Annotated in this window: 12 protein-coding genes; 5 read left to right on the top strand and 7 right to left on the bottom strand. The window is 42.6% G+C overall.

Annotated elements, in window-relative coordinates; all coding sequences use genetic code 11:
* Positions 1–50 precede the first annotated feature (50 nt).
* The 6 genes from NYF15_RS18450 to NYF15_RS18475 all read right to left on the bottom strand — a co-directional run bounded on the left by NYF15_RS18450 (position 51) and on the right by NYF15_RS18475 (position 8,371).
* Entirely contained in the window at positions 51–3,155 is a 3,105-nt protein-coding gene (locus tag NYF15_RS18450) for an efflux RND transporter permease subunit (protein ID WP_371354337.1), read from the bottom strand.
* Positions 3,152–4,609: an efflux RND transporter periplasmic adaptor subunit gene (locus tag NYF15_RS18455; RefSeq protein WP_371354338.1), complete on the bottom strand. Its 1,458-nt coding sequence runs from the start codon at positions 4,607–4,609 to the stop codon at positions 3,152–3,154. The genes NYF15_RS18450 and NYF15_RS18455 overlap by 4 nt, the downstream gene beginning before the upstream one ends.
* Entirely contained in the window at positions 4,602–5,924 is a 1,323-nt protein-coding gene (locus NYF15_RS18460) for a TolC family protein (protein WP_371354339.1), read from the bottom strand. The genes NYF15_RS18455 and NYF15_RS18460 overlap by 8 nt, the downstream gene beginning before the upstream one ends.
* 104 nt (positions 5,925–6,028) lie before the next feature.
* Entirely contained in the window at positions 6,029–6,382 is a 354-nt protein-coding gene (locus NYF15_RS18465) for a hypothetical protein (protein WP_237119822.1), read from the bottom strand.
* Between the two features lie 43 nt (positions 6,383–6,425).
* On the bottom strand, positions 6,426–7,040 hold the full coding sequence (locus NYF15_RS18470; RefSeq protein WP_371354340.1) for a paraquat-inducible protein A: 615 nt from the start codon (positions 7,038–7,040) through the stop codon (positions 6,426–6,428).
* A 44-nt stretch (positions 7,041–7,084) separates the two neighbouring features.
* Positions 7,085–8,371, bottom strand: a complete 1,287-nt coding sequence (locus NYF15_RS18475; RefSeq protein ID WP_371354341.1) for an EAL and HDOD domain-containing protein — start codon at positions 8,369–8,371, stop codon at positions 7,085–7,087.
* 125 nt (positions 8,372–8,496) lie between these two features.
* Here NYF15_RS18475 and NYF15_RS18480 point away from each other — a divergent pair, with 125 nt between their 5' ends.
* The 3 genes from NYF15_RS18480 (at position 8,497) to NYF15_RS18490 (ending at position 10,853) form a co-directional block, all read left to right on the top strand.
* Positions 8,497–9,243 (top strand): substrate-binding periplasmic protein, encoded by a 747-nt coding sequence (locus NYF15_RS18480; protein WP_371354342.1) that lies wholly within the window; start codon positions 8,497–8,499, stop codon positions 9,241–9,243.
* Between the two features lie 124 nt (positions 9,244–9,367).
* Complete coding sequence (locus tag NYF15_RS18485) at positions 9,368–9,934, top strand: alkylphosphonate utilization protein (RefSeq protein WP_130050406.1); 567 nt, start codon at positions 9,368–9,370, stop codon at positions 9,932–9,934.
* A gap of 109 nt (positions 9,935–10,043) precedes the next feature.
* Positions 10,044–10,853, top strand: coding sequence for an META domain-containing protein (locus NYF15_RS18490; RefSeq protein WP_371354343.1), 810 nt, complete (start codon positions 10,044–10,046; stop codon positions 10,851–10,853).
* Positions 10,854–10,905: 52 nt separating this feature from the next.
* Here the strand turns inward: NYF15_RS18490 and NYF15_RS18495 are convergent, their stop codons facing one another.
* On the bottom strand, positions 10,906–11,745 hold the full coding sequence (locus tag NYF15_RS18495) for a 23S rRNA (adenine(2030)-N(6))-methyltransferase RlmJ (RefSeq protein ID WP_371354344.1): 840 nt from the start codon (positions 11,743–11,745) through the stop codon (positions 10,906–10,908).
* A 240-nt stretch (positions 11,746–11,985) separates the two neighbouring features.
* On the opposite strand from NYF15_RS18495, the gene NYF15_RS18500 reads away from it, so the two are divergent.
* A complete protein-coding gene (locus NYF15_RS18500) occupies positions 11,986–12,216 on the top strand; it encodes a cell division protein ZapB (protein ID WP_130151560.1) in 231 nt (76 codons plus the stop codon).
* A complete protein-coding gene (locus tag NYF15_RS18505) occupies positions 12,216–12,503 on the top strand; it encodes a cell division protein ZapA (RefSeq protein WP_371354345.1) in 288 nt (95 codons plus the stop codon). Before NYF15_RS18500 ends, NYF15_RS18505 begins: the two co-directional genes overlap by 1 nt.
* The last annotated feature ends 4 nt before the right edge of the window (positions 12,504–12,507 follow it).

Here is a 12,507-nt window from a genome sequence, read left to right on the forward strand (position 1 = left end):
ATGTAACTTATAGTAAGAAGAGCGTACAAGTTACACACCCACTGTAAAATTTATAGGTGTCGTTTACGCCATATAAAATAAAGCGCAGGCAAGACTAAAAGCGTTAACACAACAGCACTTAGCATACCACCGACCATAGGCGCGGCTATTCGGCTCATCACCTCACTGCCCGTTCCTGTACCATAAAGCACTGGCAGTAAACCAATAATAATGGTTGCCACTGTCATCATCACAGGCCTAACCCGAAGGCCAGCACCATTAATAATTGCTTGGCGCAGCTCTGTAACCGTAAACTGTGCTGATTGCGCTTTGGCATCTTGATAAGCTTGGTTGAGATAAACCAGCATGATTACGCCAATTTCAACGGCAACCCCCGCAAGCGCAATAAAGCCGACTCCAACGGCAACAGAGAAGTTAAAACCTTCAAGGTACATCAGCCAAATACCGCCTATCATCGCAAGCGGTAAGGTCAGCATGATCATTGCCACCTCAATAAAACTTCTAAAGTTGAGGTATAACAGCACCACAATTATCGCTAAGGTTAATGGCAATACATAACTGAGTTTAGCTTTAGCTCGCTCCATATATTCGTATTGCCCCGCCCAAGTAATTGAGTAACCAGCAGGTAGCTCGAGTTGCTCATGCAGCGCTTGTTGCGCACGCTCAACGTAACTGCCGATATCACTGCCTTCAATATCAATTAAGCTCCAGCCATTGATACGCGCATTTTCACTTTTAATACCCGGCGGGCCATCTTCGATAAAGACATGGGCTACGTCGGCCAATGCGATACGCTGTCCGTTTGGCGTCACTATCGGTAACAACTTAAGCTCTTCAGGCGAGTCGCGATAATCTTGCGGATAACGCAAGTTAACTGGATAACGCTCTTGCCCTTCAACGGTTTCAGTCACATTCATGCCACCAATAGCAGTGGCAACAACCTGTTGCACATCAGCAATGTTCAAACCGTATCGCGCTGCCTTTTCACGGTTGATATCAACTTTGATGTAACGACCACCAGCAACACGCTCTGAATAAACCGAAGCCGTACCCGGTAAATCTTTTAAGATGACTTCAATTTGCTCACCGATTTTTTGAATTTCACTCAGTTTTGGCCCTGCTACTTTGATCCCCACAGGCGTTTTAATCCCAGTGGCAAGCATGTCGATTCGCGTTTTGATTGGCATAACCCACGCATTAGTGAGCCCCGGGAACTTAACCAGATTATCGAGCTCTTTTTTCAGTTTTTCAGTGGTCATACCCTCGCGCCACTGTGATTTTGGCTTTAACTGAATAAAGGTTTCGATCATGGTAAGCGGCGCAGGATCTGTGGCAGTATCTGCACGACCTACCTTACCGAATACCGACTCGACCTCTGGCACACTGGCAATTAACTTATCGGTCTGCTGTAAGATTTCACGGGCCTTACCAATGGAAATACCTGGGTAAGTCGTTGGCATATACATTAAGTCGCCCTCATCAAGAGGAGGAATAAACTCACTACCAATTTTTTTAACTGGATAAAAGCCGATAGCAGCCAACACTAAGGCCAGTACCAGCGTTGTTTTCGGCGCTTTTAACACCGCATTTAACAAGGGTTTATAGGCTGCCACCAATAAGCGGTTTACAGGGTTTTTCTGCTCCGAAATAACCTTACCGCGAATAAAGTAGCCCATTAATACCGGCACCAATGTAATCGCTAGACCTGCCGATGCCGCCATGGCATAAGTTTTTGTGTAAGCCAGTGGCGAGAACATACGCCCTTCCTGTGCTTCTAAAATAAACACGGGCATAAAGCTGACTGTGATAATTAATAAACTAAAGAATAATGCGGGCCCGACTTCTGCGGCTGAGTCCATCACCACTTGCCAACGGTTTTCGTCGGTCAGTGGGGTTTTCTCCATATGCTTATGCATATTTTCTATCATTACGATAGCACCATCTGTCATGGCACCAATGGCAATCGCTATCCCGCCAAGCGACATGATGTTGGCGTTTATACCTTGCCAATACATGACTACAAAAGCCGTTAAAATACCCATTGGCAGCGTGATAATGGCTACGATCGATGAGCGTATATGGAATAAAAACACCACACACACTAAGGCCACGACGATTAATTCTTCAATTAACTTTGAGCTTAAGTTATCAAGTGCTTGGGTAATTAGGTTTGAACGGTCGTACACAGGGATGATTTCAACGCCCTCTGGCAGGCCTTTTTTAAGCGACTCTAGTTTTTCTTTTACCAGTTTGATGGTTGCTTCGGCGTTTTCGCCAAAACGCATCACCACCACACCACCTGTTACTTCACCTTCGCCGTTCAATTCGGCAATACCACGGCGCATTTGCGGCCCAAGTTTTATATCGGCCACATCGCGTAATTGCAGTGGCGTACCATTGGCATTAGTACCCAGCGGAATGGCTTCTAAATCAGCCACGCTTTTAATATAACCTGTGCTCGAGACCATGTATTCGGCTTCAGCCATTTCGACCACCGAGGCACCACGCTCTTGGTTACCTTGCTTGATTGCTGTTTGAATTAAACTCAGCGGAATACCATAAGCACGTAATTTATCGGGGTCGACATTCACCTGATACTGCTTAACCATGCCGCCAACAGACGCCACTTCTGATACACCAGGTACAGTTTGCAGTTCAAACTTTAAAAACCAATCTTGCAGGCTTCGTAGCTGGCTAATATCGTGCTTACCGGTTTTATCCACCAGCGCATACAAGTAAATCCAACCCACCCCTGTTGCATCAGGGCCAAGTTCAGGCCTCGCTGAATCAGGTAAGCGAGCACTTACTTGACTCAAATACTCTTGCACTCGACTACGGGCCCAATAAAGGTCAGTGTCTTCGTTAAAAATAACGTATACATAAGAGTCACCAAAAAACGAAAAGCCCCTTACCGTTTCAGCCCCAGGCACCGACAACATCGCCGTGGTGATCGGAAACGTTACTTGGTCTTGCACCACTTGTGGCGCTTGCCCTGGGTAAGAGGTTTTTACAATAACCTGTACATCAGATAAGTCAGGCAAGGCATCAACTGGGGTATTCTTTAAAGAAAAAATCCCAAAGCCCGCCAACATTAAAGACAGCAGTAATACAAAGAAACGATTACCGACTGACCAACGGATCACGGCTGCTATCATTGCATTTCTCCTTGCATAGGGTGGCTTAGGGTCATGATGTCAAAAATCACAAACTCACCGTCCACCAACTTAAAGGTAAAATGCACTTCATCATCGCTTTGCAAACTAGACATATCAATACGCGGCGAAAAATGAAACTCCATGGTTGCAGCCTCGCGTCCCCACTTAGGGATGGCCTCACGACTTATCACAGCGGTTCTGGCTTCGCGGTCAATACTGTTGATCACGCCATTTACCATTGCGCTCTCGCTATCCGGTTCTTGCATACGCATAAAGTCAGAACTCTTACTTGATTCGGAATCTATTAAGAACTGCGCTGAAACCACAACGTTATCGTCTTTCAGTAAGCCTGATAAAATTTCGACATCATGATTATCACTGCGGCCTAGCATCACGGCAACTGATTTAAAGCGCCCTTCGCCTAAATCAATCACGACACGGTCTTGGCTACCGGTGCGGATCACCGCTTCTTTGGCTATCACTAATTGTGGTTCAGTTGGCTTAGTCGTAATGCTGACTTCAGCGAACATATTCGGTTTTAATAAGCCATCTTGGTTAGCAAAGCGTAAACGCACGCGCAGGGTACGATTTTTCTCATCAAGAGTTGGATAAATATAATCGACCTTACCCTGCCAGTGTTGTCCTGGTAAGTAGTCAAGTGTCATAGTCACTGGCAAGCCTTTATGAATAAGCCCTGCTTGACGCTCAAAAACTTCAGCTTCAACCCACACTTCTTCTAGGTGAGCAATACTCATCATGGTTGTGCCTGGTTTCACATAAAAACCTTCGCGGATATTTAGCTCATCTAATACGCCACTTTGCTTGGCATAAAAGGTAATGTTTTGCCTAACCTTTTGGCTTTGCTCTAATCGCGCAATAAAATCATCAGAAACATTCAGTGAAGCTAAGCGTGCTTTTGCCGCACGAATCAGCACCGCGTTGTTACGTTTAAGGGCAAGCAATAGCTCTTCTTGTGCGTTTACTAATTGTGGAGAATACAAGGTATAAAGAGGCTCGCCTTGCTTAACTTGGTCACCTGCTGCTTTGACATATAAGGTTTCTATCCAACCTTCAACACGAGGGTGAATATGCACGAGTTGGTCTTGGTCGTATTGCACATAACCAACCGTATCAACGGTAGTCTGTAATGATTTAAAACGCACAGGCGCTGTCCTTACCCCTAAGTTATTCACTACGGCCGGTGAAATTCTCACGGTACCTGGGCTGTCTTCAGCGCTACTTTGCTCCTCATAAACGGGGACCAATTCCATACCCATCGGTGATAAACCTGGTTCATCACGGCGGTAATTGCTGTCCATGGGCGCCACCCAATATAATGGTTTTTTCTCAGCGCTTGGCATTTGTGCATGATCTGGCTCAGCAAACTTATTTACAGCCGTTGCCAATGCTGCACCTACCGCCAAAGCGACAACTAATTTCACTGTGTTATTCATTGCTAGCTCCTTGGCTTTGTGCTGCATTTATGCGGTTATCTTTTGCTGCTGCGTAATAATTGAGGCGAGCGAGGGTTATTTGTTTATCGATTTCGATGTTTAACGCATCAATTTTTGCGTTTAGTTCGCTAATGCGAGCACGCATCACTTCTGAAAAGTCGCCATCATCGTTGGTGTATGCATTTAGAGTCGCCTCGGCTTGCTCAGCCATTTGCGGTAATAGCTGTTGCTGATACAGTGCTTTGCGCTGGGCTAGTCGGCTTAATTGGCTAAGCTCCTTGAAGTACTGACCTTGCAGCTTTTGTAAGGTAATAAGTTTGTTGGTTTTTACCGCCTCTGCACTGGCAATTGCAGCATTCACTTGTTGATCTTGACGATTGTCGGTAAATAGCGGTAAATCAACACTAACACCAATTGAGAATAAGTCAGCGCGAGAGTCCCCCATAGGTGTATCGTCACGATAGCCATAGCCTAAATTCATACCAAATTGTGGTTTGTAGGCTTCTTTAGCCACTTGCACTTGGGTGTTTTTAGCACGTAGTGCATGTTCAATAGCAATAATTGCTGGGTGGCCCATCAACACTTCAGTGACACCCGATGGGGCGAGCTTTTGATAAGGCATTAATGCGGTCACTTTGGTACTTTCATCACTCACTGCACCATTTAGCATGTCAATAGGTAGCCATTGCGCCAGTCGCTTTTTGGCACTATCAAACTGCTGCTCTAGCATCACTAGCTTATCTTCAAGACGTGTTAGCTCTAACTGAGCGCGAATAATATCTTGCTGGCGAGTCGCACCAAGTGTATTAGCATAGCTTGCTTCTGTTATATCAATGAGTTGATTGAATAATGCTTTATCTTGGTTAATCAATTGAATGCTTTTTTGTGCGCGATAAGCGTTTAGCCATGCTTCGCTAACAATGGCTTTAACCTGTGCTTGGCGGTCAGCTCTAAGCCAAGGGTATTGCTCAGCCGATTGCTGTAATGCTTGCTGCTGTAGGGCAAGACTATCACCTCGGCTAAATTGTTGTGATAATCCCACTTTGAATTGCGTCATACCTTCTTGGTCAAAGGCAAAGCCATCGGTTGGTAAGTTCATTAGGCCAACAGTTAATACCGGATCTGGTAAGGTACCCGCAGCAATGCTTTGCGCTTCTATTGCCTGTTGCTGGTATTTATTTGCCTGCAACCATGGCTCGTGAGTCAATGCATAATCAATCACCTGATTGAGTGCCAAAGGCTCTGCTTTCACTAAATTTGAGGTTATCAAAACTGCGCCTAGAGAAAGCGCCTTAATCAATTTGCTGTGAATCATCACATGCTCCAAAAATCTTAAATAATGGTAAAAAAAATAGATTTAGGGTGCAGAATGAGGTGTTCTTGCAGCGTGATGCTGAATTTTAGACAGACCTATCCTGCTTAAGCAGTAATAGGTGGGCGGTATAAGGAGCTTATGTGAAAGCTGAGTTGGCTTACGCCTAACACGGTGACTTTTTCAGATTGCTTAATTGAACTAACAACTAAGCTATTTAGAGGAAGGAGTGAGTGAGCTGTACAGGCATTGAACGGACACGCACAATCGCTGTTATCCATGATATCTTCATGGCAACAATCCATATCACTCATGTCGCTGTCAGCGCTCATATTTGCGTGATGGTCCATTTGCATGCTGGCATGCGGCATATCACACACCATAGCAACAGACGCAACTGACTGACCCACAAAAGTGAGCAGCATCATAGCTATCAATAAGTAGCTTGAAAGTCGCGCCATCATCATACCTTAAAAATTAACTGCCCAAATTGTAGCCCGAAATTTACGCACTCGACAAGGGTTTATCTATTTTTATGCTGCTAGTTGCTGCAATAGCAAACAGGCAATAGCCGGTAAAAAACCAAAATCCATCGCCCAGCTCGGCATGCATTCTTATCAGCTCACCCATTTGCCCGTCGGCATTACCAGCTAGATAGGCCACAATCAATGCAATCACAAATACATCAACCATACTCCATTTACTTAAGCCTTGTACTAGTTGGCCAAGTACGCACTTAAACTTGATGGCGGGTAAAAAGCAATAAACTAACTGCATCAATAATTTTAATGTGGGGATAACAATTGAAAACACAGCAATCAGTGCTGCCACCAAATAATTTTTATTGTTGGCAAGCTCATTCACTGTGCCCCAGATGCTGCGTGTTTTTTTGTAGGCATCTATTTCACCTTCAAGCTTATCAAGCCCTAACATGCTTGATGCCATCATTAATACACTACGGGTATTTCTGTCGCCTTCATCGGCAATCATTTCAATACCTGCTTTAGCCAGCTCTGACTTTTTTATTTTGCCTTCTAAAGTCAACACTGGCTGAGTTACACCCGGAATTAGCAAAGCTAAAGCAACGATAATGGCGATAACTGGAAAGATAACACGCATTTTAACTAACCAAAAAAATGAATAGGCTAGGTATAATAACTAACTTAACTAGTCGAGTCAGTAACTAAGGAGAGCGTAGAAAATACATCATCAGCATAGGCTCTTGATTCGTACATGGCTGCATAAACAACATCCATTTTTGAGGCGGGGCGAATCATCACAAGTAATTCATCTGCTGACTGCCAATGTTCTTCCTCTACAGCTTTAACTAGTTTCAATGTTCCGCCAAGCATACCGTTAAAGCTTAATAGCGCACTGGACAACTCAGAGCCTAACGAAAACTCTTTTGCAACAAGGTCAATCTCCATATCCAAAATAGCGTCTAAAACAGATAGCATACCAACCAAATAGCCTTGCTCTGCCAGCTCTTTTCCACCAGGTGCTAACATTAACGAAATAAATTTAGCACGCATTAACCCTAACTTTGTCAGCTCAGAGGGTTTATCATTACCCAGTTCACTCAAGGCAAGCACGCGGACAAATTGTCTTATGGCGTCTTCACCCAAGTAGATAACAGCTTGTGAAATAGATTTGATAGTCTGCTGGGCACTGCTTGAACGTGCATTCACTAATTTTAAGATGCGTGCAGTCAGCCCCAAGTCTTTTGCAACGCGCTCTTGTACAGCAGCAAAGTCTATATTCGGTTGAGCCGTACAGTTTAAAAGTTCTAATACTGCGACTTTAGAAGGCTCAACATTGCCATACGTTAATAACTCGGGGCGAGCAAAAAAGTAACCTTGAAATAAGTCACAACCTGCCGCTTTTAATTGCTCAAACTCTTCGTAATTTTCAATTCGCTCAACAATAATTTTAGCTTTAGGGAAACTACGTTTCAGTTTTTTGATCATCATATTTGTTTTAATGATCGGCTGTTCAACTTCAAGTTTAATAAAGTCCATTAATGGCAAAATAGGTTGCCATTTTTCGCATCCGTCATAATCATCCAAAGCAAAAAAGTAGCCTTCATCTTTTAGTTGTTTTACACGTTGAGCGACGTGAGGGATGCTCGTTGTACGCTCAACAATTTCGATGACTGCACTTTGAGGCTGTAATAGCTTTGGAAAATCATCCAATATTGCATCGGTAGACAAGTTAATAAATGCAGGCTGAAAGCCGGTAAGTTTCTCTAGCCCCATTAACATGAGCGCATTAAAAAACAACCGCCCTGTCGCTTGACCATCGCTTGTGCCTTGAGGAAATACATTGTCAGTTGACTCTCTGTATAGTAGCTCGTAGGCATATAGAGTTTTATCAGCATTAAATATCGGTTGCCTAGCTATATACTGAGTCACACTTTGACTCTTACTTCCTTCTATATTTAATTCTGACATTTTACATCCCGCTTAATTGTAAAAATCAACACTACAACTGTTCTTAGTATAGTGAAAGGTGTTTTCTTGCCAAATAAGAAAAGTCCAACCACACTCAGTGTATGACAAACTTTTAATATAACCCATTGCGACTAACTTACTCATTATTTTTACTTTTATTCTTTTTAGGCTCTGAGCAGGCAGCCCATGCCGAACAATTTCCTGTGTTAAAATATAATGTTACTGGCTCTGGAAATTTTTACCCGTATTACATAGATAATAGACGCAATCCGGGTATTCTTCCTGAAGTTATTGCTCAAATACTTACCCGCGCAAATATTGATGCTGAACACATAGAGCTGCCTGCTAAGCGTACGGTTAAATACCTTCACTTAGGCAATATTGATTTTGATGTTATCAGCCGTGCGTGGCTAAGTGAGCAGGAGCAAAAAAGTGATTTATTTCGTTATTCTGAGAACTTATTCGCAATTGAGGAATACCTCGTTAGCCTTGAGGAAAATATTCAAAACTGGCAACAGTTAAGACACCTTAATAAACAGCCTGTCGGAACCGTACTGGGTTATTACTATTATGATGATAAACGCTTTAAACGAGTGGACTTTCATTCAGAAAAAGAACTAATAAAAGCGTTAAAAATGAATAGAATAGAGGTCATTATAATCGACAAGCTTAGTGCGAAGTACTGGGCAAACCAATTGGATGCCTCGATTGCGTTTGGTGCACGTCACTCAAACGGCTACTTACAAATAAGGCTTAGATCAGAGCATCAAGCCATGCTGCCTGTTATAAATCACGCCATTCGCAGTCTAAAAAAAGATGGCACTATTGACGCCATTATTAGTAAGTACACAAAAACCATACCCTTACACTAAACAAGGTTATTCCGCTTTAACTGCGGTTTTGTTATACTAGGACGCTGTTATTAGCGATTTGCTTTAAGATAGATCAATTAACTAAGCAATTGGCATTAGTCTTCCAAACTGAAAAGAGCCTCCCATGAGCATTGAACAAGCCCTTATTGAACGTAGTAATAACCAATGTGAACTTTGCACTGCCACAGATAACTTATCTGTGTACGAAGTGCCACCTGTTACAGAGGCTCACTCTGATAAATGCATTTATGTTTGCCAAACCTGCAAAGATCAAATTGAAAATAATGCCGACCTTACTGCAAATCATTGGCATTGCTTAAACGACAGTATGTGGAGTCAAACACCCGCTGTACAAGTTGTGGCCTATCGCATGCTAAAACGCTTAGCGGCAGATAACGGCTGGGCTCAAGATGCATTAGACATGATCTACCTTGAAGAAGACACACTAAAGTGGGCGCAAACAGCCCTTGCTGAAGATGACGATATTAAACATATTGATAGCAACGGCGTTGTACTTCAAGCGGGTGACACAGTCACACTTATTAAAGATCTTGATGTTAAAGGCAGTAGCTTGGTCGCTAAACGCGGCACGGCGGTTAGAAATATTGGCTTAACCAGTAACCCTGAACATATTGAAGGGCGCGTAGATGGCCAACGTATTGTCATATTAACTAAATACGTTAAAAAATAACGAGTGATAAAATGGGCTTTATGCCCATTTTTTATATAATTAAGCTATGATTAAGTCAGCGAATTTTAAGCTATTTAACAGATAGTCCTCCAAACGCAAGGAAAACATCATGGCTTCGGATACCTTCTCCTCTTTTAAACGTGCCTCACTATGTAGCTTAATGATATTAGGCAGCAGCTTAGTATTAAGCGGTTGTAGTGAAGATTCAGCTGAGCCGCAAGCTGAGCAATCAACAATAAAAACACTCAATACCCAAGTGACTTATTTAGATCGTAGCATGTTGCCACCAGGCTCAGTGCTAAAAGTACAGCTAGCCGATGTATCAAAGATGGATGCAAAAGCAGATGTGATCAGTGAGCAAGAAGTACAATTAAATGGGGCTCCACCTTACAACGTGGCACTAGAATATGACGAAAGTAAAATTGCCGATCGTCACCGCTACAGCGTCAGTGCGCGCATAGAAAACCAAGGTAAATTGCTTTACATAAGCACGACCCATAATAACCCATTTTCAGAAAACACAATGGACGATGTATACAAAGTAACCGTCTCTAAGGTATCCGCTAAAAAGCCAGATGTGACATTAACCAATACCTATTGGAAAGCAGTTACAATTGCTGGTGAAGCGCTCAACGTTGAAACAAAGGAGCCCTTTGTTCAATTTAAAGATGATGGCTCAACTCATGGCTTCTTAGGTTGTAATAGTTTCTCTGGGAGCTATGAAATCAATGAGCAAACTCTCACCTTTAACCCACTTGCAAGCACTAAAAAAATGTGTGTGGAGCAAATGGATATCGAAGCTGCAATGTCAGCCTTACTGGCATCAACAGCACAGTTTTCAATTAATGGTGAGCAATTAATTTTACTCGATGATAGCAATGAACCATTGGCAACGTTTATTGCAACCTATATGAACTAGTTTACAAACAAAAACGCCCAGCAGAGACTGGGCGTTTTTATTTAGAATAAAGTTATTCGTCTACCAGTTGTTCACTGCGATAAAAACCGCTGTTTTGTGCAAGTAATTGTACTAGCTCAGGCAAGATAGCGTCCATGGTTTGCTTTAATTTCCAAGGTGGATTAATGACTATCATGCCAGAGGCCGTCATACCATGCACTTCGGTATCAGCTTCAGTTGCTAATTCAAATAACTGAATATTGCGCACACCAGAATCAATTAAACCAGCTTCCATTCTATCGATACGTTCACGGTCAACAACCGGATACCAAATCATATACGTACCCGTAGCAAAACGTTTGTAAGCCTTAATAATAGTATTAACAACCGTGTCGTAGTCAGCTTTAATTTCGTACGGTGGATCAATTAATACACAAGCACGACGTGACGCAGGAGGCAATAAGCCCACGAGCCCTTGAAAACCGTTCTCGCCACGTACCCGAATAGAACGCTTACCTTGCATATTATTTTGCAATAGTTCTAAATCACGTGGATGTAACTCAAAGAACCAGCCTTTATCTTGGCGACGTAAGAAGTGTTCAGCTATTTTTGGTGAGCCTGGGTAGAAATCTAAATCACCCTGTTGATTAAACGACTTAATTAGTTCGATATACTCATTAAGTGCACTATGCTCACTGCGATGTTGCCATAGTTTAGCGATCCCTTCTAAATGTTCTTGTGTTTTTTGTGCATCACTTCCGGCAAGTTCAAAAAAGCCAGCTCCAGAATGCGTATCAATATAATCAAGTGGTTTATCTTTGATTGTTTGATATTTAAGAACTTCAGCTAAAACTAAATGTTTAACTACATCAGCAGGGTTTCCTGCATGAAAAGAATGTCGGTAACTAAGCATATTTATAAGTCGCCAAATACGAGTGTGCGCAAAAAATAGATGCCCTCATTGTACACGATAAACCGATAATGATCCTAAATACTCAGCACTGAGTGAATCATAAATGAATAAAAATGCTCCGAGGCTGAATTGAAGCTTAACTTTTAATAAAAATGCGCTAAAACAGGCGTAAATGCTGGCATATCGATACAGTTTCCTTTACATTTGCATGACAATAATCACAGTTTTATGAGCGCATTTATGAATAACGAAACTCTTTCCCAACTCGAACAACTGATCGACAAACTAATTAACCGAAATAGCGAACTTGAAAGCGAAGTTAAAAGCTTAAAAGATCAAACCGCCAAGTTACTTGATGAAAACGAAACACTACAACTTGAAGTACTTGAAAGTGAAGAAAAGCAAAAGGATGCCAGCAGCACATTAACAGGCTTACTTGAAAAACTACAAAGCGCTAATCAGGCTAGCTAATGGCCACTCCACAAAGTCAGCGTGTCACAGTCGAGCTACTTGGCAAAGAGCATGAGTTTTCTTGTCCTGAAGGGCAGGAAAAAGCGCTCGTTGGTGCAGCTCAACATTTAAATGACTTAGTGGAACAAATGAAGCAACGCTCTGCTGTTCGTAACGAACAAAAAGCCTTATTAATGGCCGCGTTGCACTTAAGTCATGAGTTGCTCGAAGTCAAATCGCAACAAGCAAAACAAGAGCAACAGCATGACTCATTAATCGATAAGCTAAGCCAACATTTAGATCCTTAAAAAA

Source organism: Pseudoalteromonas sp. 68 DY56-GL68, from assembly GCF_041414825.1.
GTDB lineage: Bacteria > Pseudomonadota > Gammaproteobacteria > Enterobacterales > Alteromonadaceae > Pseudoalteromonas.

Excerpts from the sequence above, each read along its gene's own strand:
- NYF15_RS18450 (WP_371354337.1), bottom strand. The coding sequence starts at position 3,155 with ATGATAGCAGCCGTGATCCGTTGGTCAGTCGGTAATCGTTTCTTTGTA.
- NYF15_RS18455 (WP_371354338.1), bottom strand. The coding sequence starts at position 4,609 with ATGAATAACACAGTGAAATTAGTTGTCGCTTTGGCGGTAGGTGCAGCA.
- NYF15_RS18460 (WP_371354339.1), bottom strand. The coding sequence starts at position 5,924 with ATGATTCACAGCAAATTGATTAAGGCGCTTTCTCTAGGCGCAGTTTTG.
- NYF15_RS18465 (WP_237119822.1), bottom strand. The coding sequence starts at position 6,382 with ATGGCGCGACTTTCAAGCTACTTATTGATAGCTATGATGCTGCTCACT.
- NYF15_RS18470 (WP_371354340.1), bottom strand. The coding sequence starts at position 7,040 with ATGCGTGTTATCTTTCCAGTTATCGCCATTATCGTTGCTTTAGCTTTG.
- NYF15_RS18475 (WP_371354341.1), bottom strand. The coding sequence starts at position 8,371 with ATGTCAGAATTAAATATAGAAGGAAGTAAGAGTCAAAGTGTGACTCAG.
- NYF15_RS18485 (WP_130050406.1), top strand. The coding sequence starts at position 9,368 with ATGAGCATTGAACAAGCCCTTATTGAACGTAGTAATAACCAATGTGAA.
- NYF15_RS18490 (WP_371354343.1), top strand. The coding sequence starts at position 10,044 with ATGGCTTCGGATACCTTCTCCTCTTTTAAACGTGCCTCACTATGTAGC.
- NYF15_RS18495 (WP_371354344.1), bottom strand. The coding sequence starts at position 11,745 with ATGCTTAGTTACCGACATTCTTTTCATGCAGGAAACCCTGCTGATGTA.
- NYF15_RS18500 (WP_130151560.1), top strand. The coding sequence starts at position 11,986 with ATGAATAACGAAACTCTTTCCCAACTCGAACAACTGATCGACAAACTA.
- NYF15_RS18505 (WP_371354345.1), top strand. The coding sequence starts at position 12,216 with ATGGCCACTCCACAAAGTCAGCGTGTCACAGTCGAGCTACTTGGCAAA.